This window comes from Saccharopolyspora hirsuta (assembly GCF_008630535.1).
In the GTDB taxonomy this organism is placed as follows: domain Bacteria; phylum Actinomycetota; class Actinomycetes; order Mycobacteriales; family Pseudonocardiaceae; genus Saccharopolyspora; species Saccharopolyspora hirsuta.
Genome location: NZ_VWPH01000003.1, coordinates 373,085 through 391,777, shown reverse-complemented (window position 1 = coordinate 391,777; position 18,693 = coordinate 373,085). Strand labels below are relative to the sequence as shown.

The following is an 18,693-nucleotide window of genomic DNA, read 5'->3' as shown; positions in this document are numbered from 1 at the left end:
CCCCGCTGCGATGGCGGGGCGGCTTCCGGGGGTCGTCAGGCCACGACGTTGACCAGGCGGCCCGGGACCACGATGACCTTGCGCGGTTCCTTGCCGTTCAGGGCGGCGACGATCTTCTCGTCCGCCAGCGCCGCCGCCTTCACCGCGTCCTGGGCCGCCGAGGCGGGCACCACGACGCGGGAGCGGACCTTGCCGTTGACCTGGATCGGGTACTCCGCGGTGTCCTCGACCAGGTACTCCTCGTCGGCCACCGGGAACGGGCCGTGCGCCAGGCTCTCCTCGTGGCCCAGCCGGGACCACAGCTCCTCGGCCAGGTGCGGGGTCAGCGGCGCGACCATCAGCACCAGCGGCTCCACCACCGCGCGCGGGGTGCCCGCAGCGGCCGAGTACGCCTTGGTGATCCGGTTGTTGAACTCGATGAGCTTCGCCACCGCGGTGTTGAACCGCAGCTCCGCGTAGTCCTCCCGGACCCCGGCGATGGTCTTGTGCAGCGCGCGCAGCATCTCGACGTCCGGCTGCTCGTCGGTCACCCGCAGCTCACCGGTGTTCTCGTCGACGACGTTGCGCCACAGCCGCTGCAGGAACCGGTGCGAGCCGACGACGTCCTTGGTCGCCCACGGCCGCGAGGAGTCCAGCGGGCCCATCGCCATCTCGTACAGCCGCAGCGTGTCCGCGCCGTAGGCGTCGGCCATCTCGTCCGGGGAGACGGAGTTCTTCAGGCTCTTGCCCATCTTCCCGTACTCCCGCCGGACCTCCTGGCCCTGGTAGAGATATCGGACGCCGCGCTCTGTGCTTTCTTCGGTGACCTCCTCGGCCGGGACGTACACGCCCCGCGAGTCGGTGTAGGCGTAGGCCTGGATGTAGCCCTGGTTGTACAGCCGCCGGTACGGCTCCTCGGCCGACAGGTGGCCCAGGTCGAACAGGACCTTCTGCCAGAACCGCGAGTACAGCAGGTGCAGCACCGCGTGCTCGACGCCGCCGACGTACAGGTCCACGCCGCCCGGGTCGCTCGGGCCGTGCTCGGCCGGGCGCTTGCCCATCCAGTACTGCTCGTTGGCCGGGTCGACGAACCGCTCGGTGTTGTCCGGGTCGATGTAGCGCAGCTGGTACCAGCAGGAACCGGCCCACTGCGGCATCACGTTGGTGTCCCGCTCGTAGTGCTTCAGCCCGTCGCCCAGGTCCAGCTCGACGTTCGCCCACGCGGTGGCCTTGGCCAGCGGCGGCTCCGGCTTGCTGTCGGCGTCCTCCGGGTCGAAGGTGCGCGGCGAGTAGTCCTCGACCTCGGGCAGCACCACCGGCAGCTGGTCCTCCGGCAGGCCCAGCGGCACGCCGTCCTCGCCGTAGACGATCGGGAACGGCTCGCCCCAGTAGCGCTGCCGGGCGAACAGCCAGTCGCGCAGCTTGTACTGGACAGTGCCGCGGCCGTGGCCCTGCTCCTCCAGCCAGCTGATGATCGCCTTCTTGGCGTCGTCCAGATCCAGGCCGTTCAGGTCCAGCCCGATCTCCGGGTTCGCCGAGTTGATCCGCGGCCCGGCGCCGGTGTAGGCACCGCCCTCGAAGTCGGCGGGCGGCTGCACGGTGCGCACGATCGGCAGCCCGAAGACCTCGGCGAACTCGTGGTCGCGGGTGTCCTCGCCGGGCACCGCCATGATCGCGCCGGTGCCGTAGCCCATCAGCACGTAGTCGGCGATGAACACCGGGATCTGCTGGCCGTTGACCGGGTTGGTGGCCCAGGCACCGGTGAAGACGCCGGTCTTCTCCTTGTTCTCCTGGCGGTCCAGGTCGGACTTCATCGACGCGGCGCGCCGGTACTGCGCGACGGCCTCCGCCGGGGTGGCCGCGCCACCGGTCCAGCGGTCGTCCACCCCGGCGGGCCAGGCGTCCGCGGTCAGCTCGTCGACCAGCCCGTGCTCCGGGGCCAGCACCAGGTAGGTCACGCCGAACAGGGTGTCCGGGCGGGTGGTGAAGACCTCGACGTGGTGCGCGGAGCCGTCCAGCGGGAACACCACGTTCGCGCCCTGCGAGCGGCCGATCCAGTTCCGCTGCATGGTCTTGACCTTCTCCGGCCAGTCCAGCCGGTCCAGGTCGTCGACCAGGCGGTCCGCGTAGGCGGTGATCCGCATCATCCACTGCTTCAGGTTGCGGCGGAACACCGGGAAGTTGCCGCGCTCGGTCAGCCCGTCGGCGGTGACCTCCTCGTTGGCCACCACGGTGCCCAGGCCCGGCGCCCAGTTGACCGGCGCCTCGGACACGTAGGCCAGCCGGTACGAGTCGATGATCTCGCGCTGCTCGGCCCGGGTCAGCTCGGCCCACGGGCGGCCGTCCGGGGTGGCCCGCGCACCGCTGGCGAACTGCTCCTCCAGCTCGGCGATCGGCCGCGCCCGGCGCGCCTCGGTGTCGTACCAGGCGTTGAAGATCTGCAGGAAGATCCACTGCGTCCAGCGGTAGAACTCGACGTCGGTGGTGGCGATCCGGCGGCGCTCGTCGTGCCCCAGGCCCAGGCGGCGGATCTGCCGCAGGTACCGCTCGATGTTCTGCTCGGTGGTGGTCCGCGGGTGGGTGCCGGTCTGCACCGCGTACTGCTCGGCGGGCAGGCCGAACGAGTCGAAGCCCATCGTATGCAGCACGTTGCGGCCCAGCATCCGGTGGTAGCGGGCGTAGACGTCGGTGCCGATGAAGCCCAGCGGGTGGCCGACGTGCAGCCCGGCGCCCGAGGGGTACGGGAACATGTCCTGCACGAACAGCTTGTCCTCGGGCACGTCACCCTTGAGCGACCCGGCCGGGTTGGGCGCGTGGAAGGTGCCGCGCTCCTCCCACCGCTGCTGCCACCGCTGCTCGATCTCGACCGCCGTCTCCGCGGTGTAGCGGTACTGCGGAACCTCTTCGGTCGAGGTCTCTGCCTGGCCACTCATCGGTTCATGTCCTTCCCTGCCCATCGCCCTCGATCGCGCGAGTCGTGCGCTCCTAGTGTGCCGCCTGCGGAAAATGGAAAACCCCCCAGGCCCTGCCGGGCATGAGGGGTCGCCGCGCTGACGTCGTCTAACCGAGCGTCAACGCGGCCTCGCAAGGAGCAGCCTCGCGCACATGCCACCCAGGGTAGCCGAGGTCCCCAAGCACCTTCCCCACCGCGGCTCAGCGGAGGGCGAGGGTGATCAGCTGGGTGGTCTGGGCGGGGGAGAAGTTGTCGTCGCTGACCAGCACCAGGCTGCGGCGGCCGTCCGGCAGCCGCGGGCCCCAGCTCATGCCCTCGACGTTGTCCACCGTGCTCAGGCCCAGGTCGGCCAGGTCGGCCACCAGCTCCTTGCGGACCGGGCGGACCTGCGCGCCGACCAGCGAGTCGACGTCGCGCACGTTCGTGGCGCCGCGCAGGTCGACCTGGTAGAGCCGGACCGAGTTGCCGACGCCGGTCACGAACGAGCGCTCCAGGACCAGGTACCGGCCGCCCCGGTCGGCCAGGATCGCGGTGACGCCGTTGTTGGCGAAGCCGCCGGTCGGCGACTCGGCGAACACCGGGTCCAGCGGGTAGGCGTACTGGCCGAGGACGTGGCCGCTGCGGGTCTGCACGGTGATCCGGGACAGCGCGCCGTGCTCGGCGGTCGGCGACTCGCCGTCCTCGATCAGCGGGCCCTCCATCGCGCTGACCACCAGGGAACCGCCGTTGGCCAGGGTCAGCCCCTCCAGCACCTCGTTCTGCTTCGGCCCGGTCTCCGGCCGCATCCGCAGGTTGTCCGCGATCGGCAGGTCGCCGGTGAAGGTGCCGTCCGCGCTGGCGCGGCGGATCGCCGGGTCGATCAGCTGCTGGGCGCGCTCGCCCTCGCTGGTCCACCAGATCCCGCCGGTCCGCGGGTCCCAGCGCACGTCCTCCGGGTCCACGGAGCCCTTCGGGTAGGTGGTGCCGTCCGGGCGCAGCAGCGGCGCTGTGCCGGTCAGCCGGAAACCGCCGCCCTCGAAGCGGCCGGTGTAGATCCGGGCCGGTTGCTTGTCGGAGCGGTCGTCGCTGATCAGCACCCACTGCCCGGTGCGCGGGTCGTGGTCCAGCCCGGACAGCCCGCCGACGGTGGTGCCGTCGAACTGCATCGCGTGCGGCAGGGCGGTCTCGCCGACCAGCTCGACCCGGTCGGGCCCGGCCGCTGCCGGGGCCGCCGCCGCGACCAGCAGCGCGGTGGCCAGCAGCCCGCTCAGCACAGTTGTCTTCGCCATGCGCGCCAGCACACCCGATCAGGGTGTCCGGCAGGTGGCGATCACGTTGCGCCTCGGCCCGCCGGTCCTCCTGCAGTTTCAACTGAAACTGCGGTCCGGGACACCGGTTGCCGCACCGTGATGCAGGTCAAGTCGGGTGTTCTCCTAGTCTGATGTGGTGCTCGCTGTTCAGGTGATCCTCTGCGCGATCTTGGTCCTCGGCGGAGCGGCGCTGCTGCTGCTCGGCTTCCGGGGGCTGCGGGGACAGCTGCCCCGCAACCGCTACGTCGGTGTCCGCACCCCCGCCGCGATGAGCAGCGACGAGGCCTTCGAGCTGGCCAACCGGGCGGCCGCGCCCGCGATGCTGGCCGGTGGCGCGGCGGCCGTGCTGGCCGGGGTGTCGGTGCCGATGCTGGCCTCGACGTTCTCCGTGGTGATGATCTCGGTGCTCGGTCTGGTCGGCGCGTTCGCGCTGATGACCGCGGGCGGCGTGGTCGGCAACCGCGCGGCCGAGGCGATGCCCGCCCCGGCGCCCGCCGCCGGTGGGTGCAGCGGCTGCGCCTGCGGCGGCTGCAGCGCCCTCCCGCGCGACTGAGCAGGACACGGCCCGGCAATGCCGACCGGGCCGCCGCCCGCGTGGCACCGTGACCCGCATGCTGAGGTGCACCCGCTTCCACTCCGGCGGATCGTCGGCGATCGCCGAGGACGACGTGCTCGACTCCCTGCGGAACCCGCCGGAGGACGGCTTCGTGTGGCTGGAGGTGCCGCCGACCCGGTCGGACGTGCTGCGCGACGCGGCCCGCGTGCTGGACCTCCCGCGCCTGGCCGTCGCGAACGCGGCGCACCCGCACCAGCACGCGCGGGTCGAGCACTACCCGGACTGCGACCACGTGATCCTCAAGGTGCTCAGCTACACCGAGGCGACCTCGGCCGTCGGCACCGGTGAGCTGATCATGTTCCTGACCTCGAAAGTCCTGATCACCGTCGTGCACGGCCCCGAGGACCCGACCGCCGGGGCGCACCGCCGGGCCGCCGACCACCCGGAGCTGTTCGACTCCGGACCGCGCGCGGCGGCCTACCTGCTCGCCGACACCGTCGTCGACGCCTACCTGACCGCCTCGGCGGAGCTCCGCGCCGACCTGACCCGGCTGGAGCAGCGCGTGTTCGCCCCCGGCCGGGACGACGTGACCGAGGACCTGTACGCGCTGAAGCGGGAGGTGCTGACGGCCCGCGACGCCGTGGAGCCGCTGCTGCCGGTGGCGCACCGGCTGGTCCAGCCGGACAACGGCGAGCCGGGCCTGCTCGGCCAGCACTTCCGCGACGTGGCCCACCACGTGCTCCGGGCCGGTCGCGACCTGCGGTCCTGCGACGAGCTGCTGACCTCGGCGCTGGACGCCCAGTTCTCCCGGGCCGGGCTCTGGCAGAACGAGGACATGCGCAAGATCTCGGCCTGGGCGGCCATCGCGCTGGTGCCCACCATCGTGGGCGGGGTCTACGGGATGAACTTCGAGCACATGCCCGAGCTGCACTGGGCGTTCGGGTACCCGCTGGCGATCGCGGTGATCCTCGCCGTCTGCGGCTGCCTCTACGCCGCGCTCCGCCACAACCGCTGGCTCTGAGTTGTCCACAGGGAGTTGTCCACAAGGTTGTGGACAACTGTGGATACCTGGGGACAACCTCGCGGCTACAGCTCGGCGTAGCAGCTGAGCAGGTTGCCGTCGGGGTCGCGGAAGTCGAAGTAGTCCACCGCGCCGGGGACGTGCTCGAGCGGGCCGACCTCGACCCCGAGCCCGGCCAAGCGGTCCCGCTCCGCGGCGGCGTCGGCGACGCTGAAGCGGGTCACGACCTCGGCGCCGGAGCGGTCGGTCGCTTCCTCACCGAGCTGCAGCCAGATCGAGCCCAGCTGGAACTCCACCACCCCGTCCGCCGGTTCGAGGTCCGGACCGCCGAGGTCGAACACCCGCTGGTACCACTCCACCGCGCGACGCAGGTCGCTGACCGGGAACCCCACCGTCACTCCCCGCACATCCATGCGGGCATTCTGCAACCGCCGACGATCACCCGTCCAGCGGTTCAGTTGAGGCGGACGTCGCCGGGGTGGGTGGCGAGGAACGCCAGCGGCGGTCCCTGGCGGCGCAGCACCCGGCCCCACAGCTCGGCGCCGGGGTCGGCGATCACGTCGTCCGGCAGCGCCGGGACCACGATCCAGTCGCCGCGCTCGATCTCGCCCGCCAGCTGCCCCGGCTCCCAGCCCGCGTAGCCGGCGAAGAAGCGCAGCCCGCGCGCCTTCGGCACCAGGTCGTCGGGGTCGCCGTCGAGGTCGACCAGCCCGACCGGGCCGCGGACGCCGACCATGCCCGCGACCGTCCCGGTGTCCTCACCGGCGCGCAGGGCGGCCAGGCAGATCGCGGTGCGCTGCTCGACCGGCCCGCCGACGAACAGCGCCTGCGGCTCGCTCGCGTGCTGCGCCCACTTCGGCAGCACCTCGCCCACGGTGACCTCGCTCGGCCGGTTCAGCACGACGCCGAGGGTGCCCTCGGCGCGGTGGTGAATGACGTACACGACGGTTCGCCGGAAGTTCCGGTCCAGCAGCTGTGGGGCGGCGACGAGCAGCGTCCCCGGTTCCACGTCCGCGTCTGATCCCACCATCGCATGATCTCACTGGTTGCCCGAGCACGGACCCACCTGGACCGAACATCGCCCCGCGAACCGCTCGATCCAGTAGCACTCACTGTTCAACACTCACGCGCAACAGCGAGAAGTACTGCCCAGTATTATTACCAACCCTCTGACCTGCGGTTTCAGGAACTGGGAACGTCGATGCCCTGCTCGCGGGCCCACGCGTAGAGCTCCGCGACGGCCTCCTCGCGGGACATCGGTCCGCGGTCCAGGCGCAGCTCCTTCAGGTGCTTCCAGGCCTTCCCGACCACCGGTCCGGGGTCGACGCCGAGCAGCCGCATGATCTCGTTGCCGTCCAGATCGGGCCGGACCTTCGCCAGGTCCTCCTCGGCCGCGATCCGGTCGATGCGCTCCTCCAGGTCGTCGTACGCGCGCTGCAGCGCCGCCGCCTTGCGCTTGTTGCGGGTCGTGCAGTCCGCGCGCACCAGCTTGTGCAGCCGGGGGAGCAGCGGGCCCGCGTCGTTGACGTAGCGGCGCACCGCCGAGTCGGTCCACTGGCCGTCGCTGTAGCCGTGGAACCGCAGGTGCAGGAACACCAGGTCGGCGACCTGGTTGATCACGTCCTTGGGGTAGCGCAGCGCGCGCAGCCGCTTGCGGGCCATCTTCGCGCCGACCACCTCGTGGTGGTGGAAGCTGACCCCGCCGCCGGACTCGAAGCGCCGGGTGCCCGGCTTGCCGATGTCGTGCAGCAGCGCGGCCAGCCGCAGCACCAGGTCCGGCTCGCCGTCCGGGTCGGCCGCCCGCTCCAGGTCGATCGCCTGGTCCAGCACCGTCAGCGAGTGCCGGTAGACGTCCTTGTGCTGGTGGTGCTCGTCGATCTCCAGCTTCATCGCCGGGACCTCGGGCAGCACGTGGTCGGCCAGCCCGGTGTCCACCAGCAGCTCGACGCCGCGCCGCGGGAACTCGCCGCACAGCAGCTTGGACAGCTCGACCTGGACCCGCTCCGGGGTGATCCGGACGATCTCGGCGGCCATGTCGGTCATCGCCCGGACCACCCGGTCGCTGGCGGTGAACCCGAGCTGGGAGACGAACCGGGCGGCGCGCAGCATGCGCAGCGGGTCGTCGGCGAAGGAGTCCTCGGGGGCGGCCGGGGTGTCCAGCCGCCGCGCGGCCAGGTCGGCCATCCCGCCGTGCAGGTCGACGAACGACCGGCCCGGCAGCTCGATGGCCATCGCGTTCACGGTGAAGTCGCGGCGCACCAGGTCGCCCTCGATGGTGTCGCCGAAGGCCACCTCGGGGTTGCGGCCCACCCGGTCGTAGGTGTCGGCGCGGAAGGTGGTGATCTCCACCGTCGTCCCGTGCCGGTACGCGCCGAGCGTGCCGAACTCGATCCCGGTGTCCCAGATCGTCTCGGCCCACCCGCTCAGCAGCTCGCGGACCTGCTCCGGCCGCGCCTCGGTGGTGAAGTCCAGGTCGGTGCCCAACCGCCCGAGCAGCGCGTCCCGCACGCTGCCGCCGACCAGGAACAGCCGGTGCCCGGCGGCGGCGAACCGCTCGGCCAGCTCCTCCGCGACGGGCGCGACCCGGACGAGCTCGACCACGGCGTTGCGCTGCGCTTGGCGTTCGCGCGCCTGCAGCTCGGCGGACGTGGCGGAGTCGTGGTGCGAAGGAGAGGACACGATTTACCAGGATATCGACCGCGACCCCCGCCCCAGCACCCCTCCGCAACCACACCCAGAACCGGACAACAAACCACAAACCACAAGAGAGCAAGCCACAAACCCACAAGAAAGCGAGACGACCTCTCAAACCAGCCAACGCCTGACCCGGCAGCCGAAGGCCAGCAATAGCGGCGAGGCGACTCCGCAGATCAGCCACCGTCAGGCAAGCGGCGAAGCCGCTTCCAGCGGTAAACAGCGACCGCGAAGCACGACCGGCACCGATGACCAGGTCGTCGCATGCGCCGCAGGCGCATAACCCACCCTCGCAACTTGCACCGCCGCGGGTTCTCAGCGTTCGCCTGGCGAGGACGGCCCTGACGCCGTGTATTGGGCATACATAAGTCAGGGCATCCGCAGTCCAGGCGGGAGCTGAGGTTCCGCCACTTGCACCGCTGCGCAAGCCGACCAGCTCCACCCGAAGACCCTGATCGCACTACCATCGGCTGCATGCCCCCGTCGCCCGGCCGCTCCGGCGGTGCTCAGCCGGGGCGTCGGAACCGACGCCGGCGGCGCAGGCTGCGGACCGTCGACGAGACGTCCGCCGGTGGGCTGGTGGTGAACGGCCGCGAGGGGCGCGCTGCGATCATCGGGAGGCTGGACCGCAAGGGACGACTGCTGTGGTCGCTGCCGAAGGGGCACATCGAGGCCGGTGAGACCCCGGAGCAGACCGCGGTGCGCGAGGTCGCCGAGGAGACCGGGATCATCGGTCGGGTCGTGACCGCGATCGGCACCATCGACTACTGGTTCGTCGCGGGCAACCGGCGCATACACAAGACCGTGCACCACTTCCTGCTGGATGCGGTGGGCGGTGAGCTTTCCGACGAGGACGTGGAGGTCACCGAGGTGGCGTGGGTGCCGCTTGGTGAACTGGACGAGGTGCTGGCCTACGCCGACGAGCGTCGGCTGGTGCGCCGCGCGCTGAGCCTGCGCGGCGACGGTGCGGGCGGGACGAGCGATCGGCTCGGGGCCCGTCCGGTGCGAGGGAGCGGGACGGAGCCGGGGTGAGGTTTCTGCTGGCCGCGGTGGTCGCGGTGCTGGTTTTGGCGGGGCTTCCGGTGGCCCAGGCGCCGCGGGCCGCGGCGCAGGGCGACAACCCGGTCCAACTTGACGTGACCAATGTCACACCTTCGGTGGTCGCGGACGGCGGGCCCGGCGAGGTCGTCATCTCCGGGCGGTTGACCAACACCAGCGGCAACCGGATCGACGACATCGAGGCGCGCGTGCAGCGCGGCGACCCGACCAGCTCCGAACCGGCCGTGCAGCGCGCCATGCGCAGCGCGACGTCGACGGTCACCGAACCGGCCTTCAGCCCGGTCGCCGACGGCCTGGCCCCGGGGCAGCAGATCCCCGTCGAGCTGCGCATCCCGCTGACCGGCCCGAACTCGCTGCAGCTCACCCAGCCCGGCGTCTACCCGCTGCTGGTCAACGTCAACGGCGTGCAGGCCGTGGGCGGCCGGGCGCGGATCGCCGAGTCCCGCTTCCTGCTGCCGGTGCTCAGCACGCCGGGCAACCCGGCGCCGCCGCCCCAGCACCCCACCGACGTCAGCATGCTGGTGCCGATCGTCGACTACCCGCGGCTGGTGCGCGAGGCGCTGCCCGGCATGCGCCCGGTGCTGGTCGACGACACGCTGTCCACCTCGCTGGCCCCCGGCGGTCGGCTGTACGAGCTGCTGCAGGCGGTGACCGACAGCGCGCCCGCGGGTTCGCCGCTGGGCAGCGCGCTGTGCTTCGCCATCGACCCGGACCTGCTGATCACCGTCCGCGCGATGCAGGGGCCGTACCAGGTGCAGCAGCCGAACAACACGCTGGCCGAGGGGATCGGCACCGGCGCCGCGAACCTGTGGTTGAGCAAGCTGCGGGAGGCCACCTCGGGCCGCTGCGTGATCGCGCTGCCCTACGCCGACGCCGACGTGGCGGCGCTGGCCCGCGCCGGGCTGCCCGACCTGGTCAACATCGCGATGGACGGCGCCGACCTGCTCAAGGACAAGTCCCTGCTGGGCGTCGAGCCGCGCAGCGTGCTGTGGCCGGTCGAGGGGGCGCTGGCCGATCCGGCCAGCGGCGACCTGCCCCGCACCGTGCTGGTGGAACCGCAGGCGTTGAACATCCCGGCCGGTTCGCTGGACCCGGTGCGCATCCGCGGCCGGGACATGACCGCGGTGCCGATCGACCCGCTGCTGACCAGCGCGCTCGACCCGCTGCGCGACACGCCGCGGAAGACCACCGACCTCTCGCCGCCGGGCGGGCAGCTGGAGTCGGCGCAGAACGCGCTCGGCGCGCTCACCTTCCGGGCGACCCGGGGCTCGGTCGGCGACGCCACCTCGGTGCTGGTCCCGCCGCGCCGCTGGAACCTCCGCGGCGACGACCTCCGCACCCTGCTCGACGGCATGCAGCACCTCACCGACGCCGGGCTGATCCGCCCCCGGGCGCTGCCCGAGCCGTCCCCGGCGACGCTGCCCGAAGCCGACCTCAACTACCCGGTGGAAGCCGGTGCGGCGGAGGTCGCCCAGCCGGTGCTGAAGCAGCTCGCCGAGCAGAACTTCAAGGTCGGCGACCTGTACCGGTCCTCCCGGCGGGACCCGTCCACCGACGTGGAGCCGGGCCGGATCACCACCCCGCTGGTCAACGGCCTGCTGCGCGGCGCGTCCAGCGCGTGGCGCGGGAAGCCGAACGCGGCCGCCCACTGGGTGGACCTGGGCCGGGGCACCATCGAGGAGATCCTCGACAAGGTCCGCATCGAGGAGTCCCAGACCCCGCTGGTCGGCGCCTCGCCGGACAGCCCGACCCCGCTGGTCGTGGTCAACGAGCTGCCGATCACGGTCGCCGTGGTGTTCCGCATCCCGCAGGTGCCGGGCGTGCAGGTGCAGGACGACTTCGGCGGGGTGGCCACCATCCCGGCGAACGGGCGGCGGGGGTTCTGGCTGCAGACCACCGCGCAGCGGGCCGGCACGTTCACCCTCGACGTCACGATGACCACCGAGCACGGCACCCAGTTCGGCAGCACCAAGCGGCTGTCGTACCAGTCCGGCAACTACGGGCCGCTGATCCTGATCATCACGCTGAGCGCCGCCGCGCTGCTGGTGCTGATGTCCGCGCGGCGGATCTTCAAGCGGCTGCGGGCCAGGCAGCGGCGCCGGGCCGCGGAGCAGTCCGGCGAGACCGACGAGACCCCCTCGGCGGACCCGCCCGAGACCGCGCAGATCGCCACCACCGAAGGTGATCGAAACCCGAGCTGAGATCCTGGGCGGAGTGCCGTCCCGTCACCCTTTCGGGGCGGCGCGCCGCGGAGTCGACAGGACCGGGCGGGCAGCTCCCGCGCGGGCGAAGGATTGAGGCAGTGAACCGAGACAGGGATGCCGGGCGGCCGGGCGGTCGCGCGCCGCAGCCGGGGACGCGCCCCACCATGCCGATCCGCCGACCGGACACCGCCCCGCCGCGCCCTGCCCCGCCGCGGGCGGCGCAGGGCGGCTGGCACGTCGCGGAGACCCAGCCGATCCCCGCGGTGCCGCCGGAGCCCGGGATGAGCCAGGCCGCGGAGCAGGCCACCGAGCAGACCCAGGTGATCCGCCCGGTCTCGCCGGGCAAGGGCAAGCCGTCCCTGCTCAAGGCCAGCGGCTCGATGGCCGTCGCGACCCTGACCAGCCGGATCACCGGCTTCCTGTGGAAGCTGATGCTGGCCGCGGTGGTCGGCTTCGGGGTCGTCAACGACTCGTTCAACGTGGCCAACACGCTGCCGAACATGCTCTTCGAGCTGCTCATCGGCGGCGTGCTGACCAGCGTCGTGGTGCCGGTGCTGGTGCGCGCCCGGAAGGGCGACGCCGACGGCGGCGAGCGGTTCGTGCAGCAGCTGATGACGCTGGCCGCCGTGGTGCTGGCCGTGGGAACGCTGCTGGCGATGATCGCCGCCCCGCTGCTGACCGTGGCGCTGGTCTCCGACTCCGACGCCTCGAACCGCGACCTGGTCACCGCGTTCGCGTACCTGCTGCTGCCGCAGATCTTCTTCTACGGGATCAGCGCGCTGGTCGGGGCGGTCCTGCAGGCCAAGCAGATCTTCAGCCCGCCGGCCTGGGCGCCGGTGGTGAACAACCTGGTGGTGATCGCGACCATCGGCGTGCTCGCGCTGATGCCCGGCGAGATCTCGCTGGACCCGGTCTCGATGACCGATCCGCAGCTGCTCGTGCTCGGCATCGGCGTCACCCTCGGCGTGGTCTGCCAGGCGGTGGTGCAGCTGCCCGCGCTGCGCAAGACCGGGTTCCGGATGCGCTGGCGGTGGGGTTGGGACCGGCGGCTCTCGGAGTTCGGCGGCCTCGCGCTGTGGATGCTCGGCTACGTCGCGATCAGCCAGCTCGGCCTGGTCGCGCTCAGCCGGGTGGCCACCGCGAACGCCCAGGGCGCCTGGTCGACCTACAGCTACGTGTGGATGCTGCTGCAGCTGCCGTACGGGGTCATCGGCTTCTCGATCATGACCGCGATCCTGCCGCGGATGAGCGCGGCCGCCGCGGACGGCGACCACCAGCGCGTCATCGACGACCTCTCGCTGGGCAACCGACTGTCCACTGTGACCCTGCTGCCGGTCAGCGCGGTGATGACCGCGCTCGGCGTGCCGCTGTCGCTGGCGCTGTTCGCGGTGAAGTCCGACATGTCCGGTCAGGCCACCACGCTCGGCCTGGCGCTGGCGGTCTCCGCGTTCGGCGTGCTGCCGTACGCGCTGACGATGATGCAGATGCGCACGTTCAACGCGCTGAACGACGCGCGCACCCCGACGCTGATCATGGTCGTGATGACCGCGGCCAAGGTGCTGATGGCCGTCGCGCTGCCCGCGGTGCTGGAGCCGGAGCAGATCGTGTTCGGGCTTACCTTCGTGAACTCGTTCACCTTCATCATCGGTTGGCTGGTCGGCGAGATCTGGCTGCGCAACCGGCTCGGCCCGCTGGGCAGCCGCCGATTCCTCAAGACCCTGGCGAAGACCCTGGTGGCTTCCGTCGCAGGTGGACTGCTGTGCTGGGGGAGCGTGGTCGGGGTGGACGCGCTGATCCCCGGACCGGCGGGCGCCGGGACCGGGTGGCTGCAGCTCCTCGTGGGCACCGCAGTCGGTTTCGGGGCGATCTTCGGGCTGATGTCGGTGCTGCGGGTGGCCGAACTGCAGCCCGCCATCGGGCGGCTCACCGGTTTGCTGCGTCGTCGCTGACTTTCGCGTCACGTACCCTCGGTGTCGAAGTCTCCTCCCGTGCGGGGAAGAGGGGTGGTACGCATCCCCTTGCGGACCGGGAGGAGCGGGAGAGGGAAGGTGACCAGCAAACCCACCGAGCAGATCGCTGCGGACCGCGACGATTCCGGCGACGAGGGTTCGGCCGAGCAGGCGCTGACCCCTGGCCGGGTGTTGGACCACGGCCGGTACCGGCTCCTTTCCCAGGTCGGCGCGGACAACCGCTGCAACGCGCAGCTCTGGCGCGCCAAGGACGGCGTGCTGGGGCGGGACGTCGCGCTGACCATCCTGGTCGGCGACCGCTCGGACGCCGAGGCGGCGTCCAACGCGCGGCGCACCCTGGAACGCGCGATGCACGCGAGCACGTTCAACCACATCGGCGTGGCCCGCGTCCTCGACGTCGTCACGCAGTCCTCGAACGACCCGGACGGCGTCCTCGGCATCGTGATCGCCGAGTGGACGCACGGCACGGACCTGCTCGACCTGGTCGCCGAGGGGCCGCTGCCGCCCGGCACCGCGGCGCGGCTGCTGCAGCCGCTGGCCGCGGCGGTCGAGGCGGCGCACCACGCCGGTCTGGTGCTCGGCGCCGACCACCCGCAGCGGATCCGGGTGACGCCGGAGGGCGAGATCCGGATGGCCTTCCCCGGCCCGATGGCCCAGGCCACCTCCAGCGACGACGTGCGCGGCCTGGGCGCCGCGCTGTACCTGCTGCTCACCGGCCGGTGGGCGCTCGGCGACGCGCCGGAAGGACTGCCGGTCGCGCCGACCGGCCCGGACGGCGCCCTGGTCGCGCCGCGCACGCTGCGGCCGACCGTGCCGCTGGAGCTGTCCACCGTGGCGGTGCGCGCCCTGGGCAACCCGGACTCCACCGGCACCACCGGCGGTGTGCGGACCGGTGCGGCGGTGCTGCGAGTCCTGGAGCAGCACGCCACCTTCGAGACGCCCAGCACCGCCGGGCAGAGCTCGTCGAGCGAGAGCAACGAGGTCTGGCGGCGCGAGGACCCCAAGCCGGACGAGGCCAAGCGCAAGAAGCTGATGATCAGCGTCGGCGTGCTGGCGGTGGCCACCCTGCTGGTGATCGCCTGGATCGCCACCTCGCTGATCGGCGTGTTCACCGAGTCCAACCGCAACAGCGGTACGGGCCAGGTGATCGGCGAGTCGGGCAACCACCCGGGCGGCGAGCAGCAGCCCCCGCCCCCGCCCCCGGCGAGCCCGGTGCAGATCACCGGCGCGGAGCCGTACAACACCAACGGCCGTCCGGACACCCCGGGACGCATCCCGTACCTGTACGACGGCGATCCCGGGACCTACTGGGCGACCTCGAACTACCGGCAGCAGCTTGGCCCGGGCGGCATCAGCGACGGCACCGGGGCGGTGCTCACGCTCGCCCACCCGTCGGTGCTGCAGGAACTCGTCATCAACTCGCCGAGCGCTGGTGCCAAGGTGGAGGTCCGGCAGGTCAACGGGACGCAGAACCTGAACGACACCAAGGTGATCGGCGAGGGGCAGCTGAACGCGGGCGAGACCACGATCAAGCTGAACCCCGACTCGGCGTCCCAGGAGATCCTGGTCCTGATCACCCAGCTGCCGTCCAGCGGCGGTGGGTTCGTCGCCCAGATCAACGAGGTGAAGGTCACCGGCAGCGCGGCCTGATCGTGAGCGCGAACACGGGCTCCGGCCCCGGTTCGAACTCACGATCAGTAAAGTGCTGAACCGTGTCTGTCCCCGTGAGATCGGACGCCGAACTCATCGCGGCGCATACCAGCGGAGATCCGCACGCGTTCTCCGAGCTCTTCCGCCGGCATCGGGATCGGCTGTGGGCTGTTGCGCTGCGCACCATGCGCGACCACGAAGACGCCGCCGACGCTCTTCAGGACGCGATGATTTCCGCCTTCCGAAACGCCTCGTCGTTCCGCGCCGAATCCCAGGTGACCACCTGGCTGCACCGGATCGTGGTGAACGCCTGCCTGGACCGGATCCGGCGCAGGCAGGCCCGCCCGACCGTGCCGCTGCCGGAGACCGGTCCGGCCGAGCCCGCGGTGCCCCGCGACGCCATCGCCGAGCAGGACACCCGGATGGCCGTCCAGGACGCGCTGGCCGAGCTGCCCGAGGACCAGCGGTCCGCCATCGTGCTGGTCGACGTCGAGGGCTACTCGGTGGCCGAGACCGCCTCGATCCTCGGCATCGCCGACGGCACCGTGAAGAGCCGGTGCGCACGGGGGCGCGCCAAGCTCGCCAAACTTCTGGGACACCTGCGGAACCCAAGTGCAGATGCGAACGTCCCAGATGACGCGATGGCCATGCGTCGACGGGAGGGACGATGAGTGGCGAACACCGGCGCACGGGGGCGCCGCAGGGGCCACCGTGGTCCCTGGACCTGCTGGCCGATCTCCACGCCGGGGTGCTCGACGAGCAGACGGCCGAGGAGCTCCGCAGCCAGGTCCAGGACGACCCGGAGGCCAGGGAGATCCTGGCGGCGCTGGACGCCACCAGCGCGGAGCTCGCCGAGCTGCCGCCGCTGACGATCCCCGAAGACGTTTCGGCACGCATCGACGCCGCGCTCGAGAACGAGGTCCGGGCCTGGGCCGAGCAGCAGCAGGCCGCCGCACCGGCGGCACCGCCCGCTGAGCAGGGCGGACAGGTGATCGACTTCGCGGCGGCCAAGCAGCGCCGCAGGCGGCGCTTCACCCTCGGCGCCGGGCTCGTCGGCGTGGCCGCCGCAGCAGCCGCCGTCGTGTTCTCGGTGCTGCCCACCAACACCGAGAGCGGAGTGCCGCAAGCACAACCGCCGTCCCCGGCGCCCGGCGGGAAACCGCCGCTGGCGCTGCAGGGCGGCGAGGTCAACCTCAGCGGCGCGCAGTTCGCCGAAACGCTCACGCGCCAGGACTACCTCGGGGCGCTGAGCGACCCGCAGCAGCTCCTCGGCTGCCTGCAGGCGAACGGCGTCAGCAGCGGCAAGCCGCTCGGCGCCCGGGAGATCACGCTGGACGGCAAGCCCGCGCAGCTGATGGTCCTGCCCACCGGCGAGACGGGCCAGTTCCGCCTCTTAGCGGTCGCCCCGGACTGCGGTCCGAACAACCCGGCCAAGATCTCCGACAGCACCTTCGGCGGCTGATCGCGGCCCCGCGCAGTTTCAGTTGAAACTGTGAATCTTCACGGGTGGGGGCCGCGGTTTCAATTGAAACCGCGGCCCCCACCGGCGCACGTCAGCGGACGTCCGGTTCCCGCTCCCCGGGACGCGAGCTGGCTCCGCTGTGCCCTGGAGCACCGGCTTCCCGTGATCGGGAACAGAGCCGAATAGGATCGCGTTGAGCCGGATACGGTCGCGCGCCGAGCGCGGCGGGGACGCTACGACGGAAGGGGCGCGGTGACTGGCGACGTCCGCAACGTGATCATCGTGGGCTCGGGCCCGGCCGGGTACACCGCAGCGGTGTACGCCGCGCGGGCGGAGCTCGAACCACTGGTCTTCGAGGGGACCCAGTTCGGTGGTGCGCTGATGACCACCACCGACGTGGAGAACTACCCCGGCTTCAAGGACGGGATCATGGGTCCCGACCTGATGGAGCAGATGCGTTCCCAGGCCGAGCGCTTCGGCGCCGAGCTGCGCGCCGAGGACGTGGAGCGCCTCGACCTCGAGGGCGAGATCAAGACCGTCCTGGCCAACGGCGTGGAGTACCGCGCCAAGGCGGTCATCCTGGCCATGGGCGCGGCTGCCCGCTACCTGGGCGTCCCCGGCGAGGAGCGGCTGCTCGGCCACGGCGTGTCGGCCTGCGCGACCTGCGACGGCTTCTTCTTCCGCGACCAGGACATCGCGGTGATCGGCGGCGGCGACTCGGCGATGGAGGAGGCCACCTTCCTGACCCGCTTCGCGCGGTCGGTGACGATCATCCACCGCCGCGAGGAGTTCCGCGCCTCCAAGATCATGCTGGAGCGCGCCCGCGCCAACGACAAGATCAAGTGGCTGACCAACAAGGCGGTCACCGAGGTCGTCGGCGACGGCAGCGTCAGCGGGCTCAAGCTGCGCGACACGGTCACCGGCGAGACCTCCGAGCTGGACGTGACCGGCATGTTCGTGGCGATCGGCCACGACCCGCGCAGCCAGCTGGTGCGCGACCAGGTCACCGTCGACGGCGAGGGCTACGTGCAGGTCCAGCAGCCCACCACGCACACCGGCGTGCCCGGCGTGTTCGCCGCGGGCGACCTGGTGGACCACACCTACCGGCAGGCCATCACCGCCGCCGGATCGGGCTGCGCCGCGGCCATCGACGCCGAGCGCTGGCTCGCCGAACACGACACGCCGGCCGCTGAGGTCGCCTCCGAGCTCGTCGGCGGCGGCTACGGCGCGGCGAACTGAGCTGACAACCGAGAGGGAGATGACATGGCCGGCAACACCGTGACCGTCGACAAGGACAGCTTCGAGAGCGCGGTCCTGAAGAGCGACAAGCCCGTCCTGGTGGACTTCTGGGCCACCTGGTGCGGCCCGTGCAAGATGGTCGCCCCGGTCCTCGAGGAGATCGCCGCGGAGCACGGCGACAAGATCACCATCGCCAAGCTGGACATCGACCAGAACCCCAGCGTGTCCCGCGACTACCAGGTGATGTCCGTCCCGACCCTGCTGCTGTTCAAGGACGGCCAGCCGGTCAAGCAGATCGTCGGCGCCAAGCCGAAGGCCGCGCTGCTGAACGACCTCGCCGACTACCTGTGAGCTCGCTCGCCGAGTCGGCCCGTCGGGGGCTGTGAAATCGGACTCCATCCGAGGCAACCGAATAACGCGGTCCCGCCGTCCAGTCGATATGACAGTGACGGCGGGACCGTGTTTTTGCGCACCAGGAGAGATCGCGCACCCACGCACCGTTGTCGCACGTCCGCCTGCTGGTCCTGGGCCGCAGCGCCGAGTCCGGGCGCACAAGGCACAATTACCCGACGGGTTCGTCTTCCCGGGCCCGTCACGCGAACGGGACATCGGGACGT

Annotated in this window: 15 protein-coding genes; 10 read left to right on the top strand and 5 right to left on the bottom strand. The window is 71.6% G+C overall.

Features of this window, described 5'->3' with window-relative positions; all coding sequences use genetic code 11:
- Positions 1-35: 35 nt before the first annotated feature.
- Positions 36-2,912 carry a leucine--tRNA ligase gene (gene leuS / locus F1721_RS07980; protein WP_150065901.1) on the bottom strand — a complete coding sequence of 959 codons (2,877 nt, stop codon included), beginning with the start codon at positions 2,910-2,912 and terminating at the stop codon, positions 36-38.
- Between the two features lie 220 nt (positions 2,913-3,132).
- Positions 3,133-4,200: an esterase-like activity of phytase family protein gene (locus tag F1721_RS07975; protein ID WP_150065900.1), complete on the bottom strand. Its 1,068-nt coding sequence runs from the start codon at positions 4,198-4,200 to the stop codon at positions 3,133-3,135.
- Between the two features lie 157 nt (positions 4,201-4,357).
- On the opposite strand from F1721_RS07975, the gene F1721_RS07970 reads away from it, so the two are divergent.
- Complete coding sequence (locus F1721_RS07970; RefSeq protein ID WP_150065899.1) at positions 4,358-4,774, top strand: SdpI family protein; 417 nt, start codon at positions 4,358-4,360, stop codon at positions 4,772-4,774.
- A 58-nt stretch (positions 4,775-4,832) separates the two neighbouring features.
- Positions 4,833-5,798 (top strand): magnesium and cobalt transport protein CorA, encoded by a 966-nt coding sequence (locus tag F1721_RS07965; protein WP_150065898.1) that lies wholly within the window; start codon positions 4,833-4,835, stop codon positions 5,796-5,798.
- Between the two features lie 65 nt (positions 5,799-5,863).
- On the opposite strand, the gene F1721_RS07960 is transcribed toward F1721_RS07965, so the two are convergent.
- From F1721_RS07960 to F1721_RS07950, 3 genes are all read right to left on the bottom strand, one after another.
- Positions 5,864-6,211 (bottom strand): VOC family protein, encoded by a 348-nt coding sequence (locus tag F1721_RS07960; RefSeq protein WP_150065897.1) that lies wholly within the window; start codon positions 6,209-6,211, stop codon positions 5,864-5,866.
- A 41-nt stretch (positions 6,212-6,252) separates the two neighbouring features.
- On the bottom strand, positions 6,253-6,828 hold the full coding sequence (locus tag F1721_RS07955) for a YqgE/AlgH family protein (RefSeq protein ID WP_170301394.1): 576 nt from the start codon (positions 6,826-6,828) through the stop codon (positions 6,253-6,255).
- Positions 6,829-6,980: 152 nt separating this feature from the next.
- The gene (locus tag F1721_RS07950) at positions 6,981-8,477 is read right to left on the bottom strand and encodes a CCA tRNA nucleotidyltransferase (protein ID WP_150065896.1); all 1,497 of its coding nucleotides are present in this window, start codon (positions 8,475-8,477) and stop codon (positions 6,981-6,983) included.
- 489 nt (positions 8,478-8,966) lie between these two features.
- Here F1721_RS07950 and F1721_RS07945 point away from each other — a divergent pair, with 489 nt between their 5' ends.
- The 8 genes from F1721_RS07945 (at position 8,967) to trxA (ending at position 18,427) form a co-directional block, all read left to right on the top strand.
- Positions 8,967-9,524 (top strand): NUDIX hydrolase, encoded by a 558-nt coding sequence (locus tag F1721_RS07945; RefSeq protein WP_150065895.1) that lies wholly within the window; start codon positions 8,967-8,969, stop codon positions 9,522-9,524.
- Positions 9,521-11,752 (top strand): DUF6049 family protein, encoded by a 2,232-nt coding sequence (locus F1721_RS07940; RefSeq protein ID WP_211840367.1) that lies wholly within the window; start codon positions 9,521-9,523, stop codon positions 11,750-11,752. The genes F1721_RS07945 and F1721_RS07940 overlap by 4 nt, the downstream gene beginning before the upstream one ends.
- Before the next feature lie 101 nt (positions 11,753-11,853).
- Positions 11,854-13,704 carry a murein biosynthesis integral membrane protein MurJ gene (gene murJ, locus F1721_RS07935; RefSeq protein WP_246154470.1) on the top strand — a complete coding sequence of 617 codons (1,851 nt, stop codon included), beginning with the start codon at positions 11,854-11,856 and terminating at the stop codon, positions 13,702-13,704.
- A 99-nt stretch (positions 13,705-13,803) separates the two neighbouring features.
- Complete coding sequence (locus F1721_RS07930; RefSeq protein WP_150065894.1) at positions 13,804-15,375, top strand: protein kinase family protein; 1,572 nt, start codon at positions 13,804-13,806, stop codon at positions 15,373-15,375.
- A gap of 62 nt (positions 15,376-15,437) precedes the next feature.
- Entirely contained in the window at positions 15,438-16,046 is a 609-nt protein-coding gene (sigM, locus tag F1721_RS07925; RefSeq protein ID WP_150065893.1) for an RNA polymerase sigma factor SigM, read from the top strand.
- Complete coding sequence (locus F1721_RS07920) at positions 16,043-16,837, top strand: anti-sigma factor family protein (RefSeq protein ID WP_211840366.1); 795 nt, start codon at positions 16,043-16,045, stop codon at positions 16,835-16,837. Before sigM ends, F1721_RS07920 begins: the two co-directional genes overlap by 4 nt.
- Before the next feature lie 252 nt (positions 16,838-17,089).
- Complete coding sequence (trxB, locus tag F1721_RS07915) at positions 17,090-18,076, top strand: thioredoxin-disulfide reductase (protein ID WP_150065892.1); 987 nt, start codon at positions 17,090-17,092, stop codon at positions 18,074-18,076.
- A 24-nt stretch (positions 18,077-18,100) separates the two neighbouring features.
- On the top strand, positions 18,101-18,427 hold the full coding sequence (trxA, locus tag F1721_RS07910; protein WP_150065891.1) for a thioredoxin: 327 nt from the start codon (positions 18,101-18,103) through the stop codon (positions 18,425-18,427).
- The last annotated feature ends 266 nt before the right edge of the window (positions 18,428-18,693 follow it).

What these genes read in the sequence shown, in the direction of transcription:
- F1721_RS07965 (WP_150065898.1), top strand. Translation starts at nt 4,833, where the DNA reads ATGCTGAGGTGCACCCGCTTCCACTCCGGCGGATCGTCGGCGATCGCC.
- F1721_RS07960 (WP_150065897.1), bottom strand. Translation starts at nt 6,211, where the DNA reads ATGGATGTGCGGGGAGTGACGGTGGGGTTCCCGGTCAGCGACCTGCGT.
- F1721_RS07975 (WP_150065900.1), bottom strand. Translation starts at nt 4,200, where the DNA reads ATGGCGAAGACAACTGTGCTGAGCGGGCTGCTGGCCACCGCGCTGCTG.
- leuS (WP_150065901.1), bottom strand. Translation starts at nt 2,912, where the DNA reads ATGAGTGGCCAGGCAGAGACCTCGACCGAAGAGGTTCCGCAGTACCGC.
- F1721_RS07920 (WP_211840366.1), top strand. Translation starts at nt 16,043, where the DNA reads ATGAGTGGCGAACACCGGCGCACGGGGGCGCCGCAGGGGCCACCGTGG.
- F1721_RS07955 (WP_170301394.1), bottom strand. Translation starts at nt 6,828, where the DNA reads ATGGTGGGATCAGACGCGGACGTGGAACCGGGGACGCTGCTCGTCGCC.
- trxA (WP_150065891.1), top strand. Translation starts at nt 18,101, where the DNA reads ATGGCCGGCAACACCGTGACCGTCGACAAGGACAGCTTCGAGAGCGCG.
- F1721_RS07945 (WP_150065895.1), top strand. Translation starts at nt 8,967, where the DNA reads ATGCCCCCGTCGCCCGGCCGCTCCGGCGGTGCTCAGCCGGGGCGTCGG.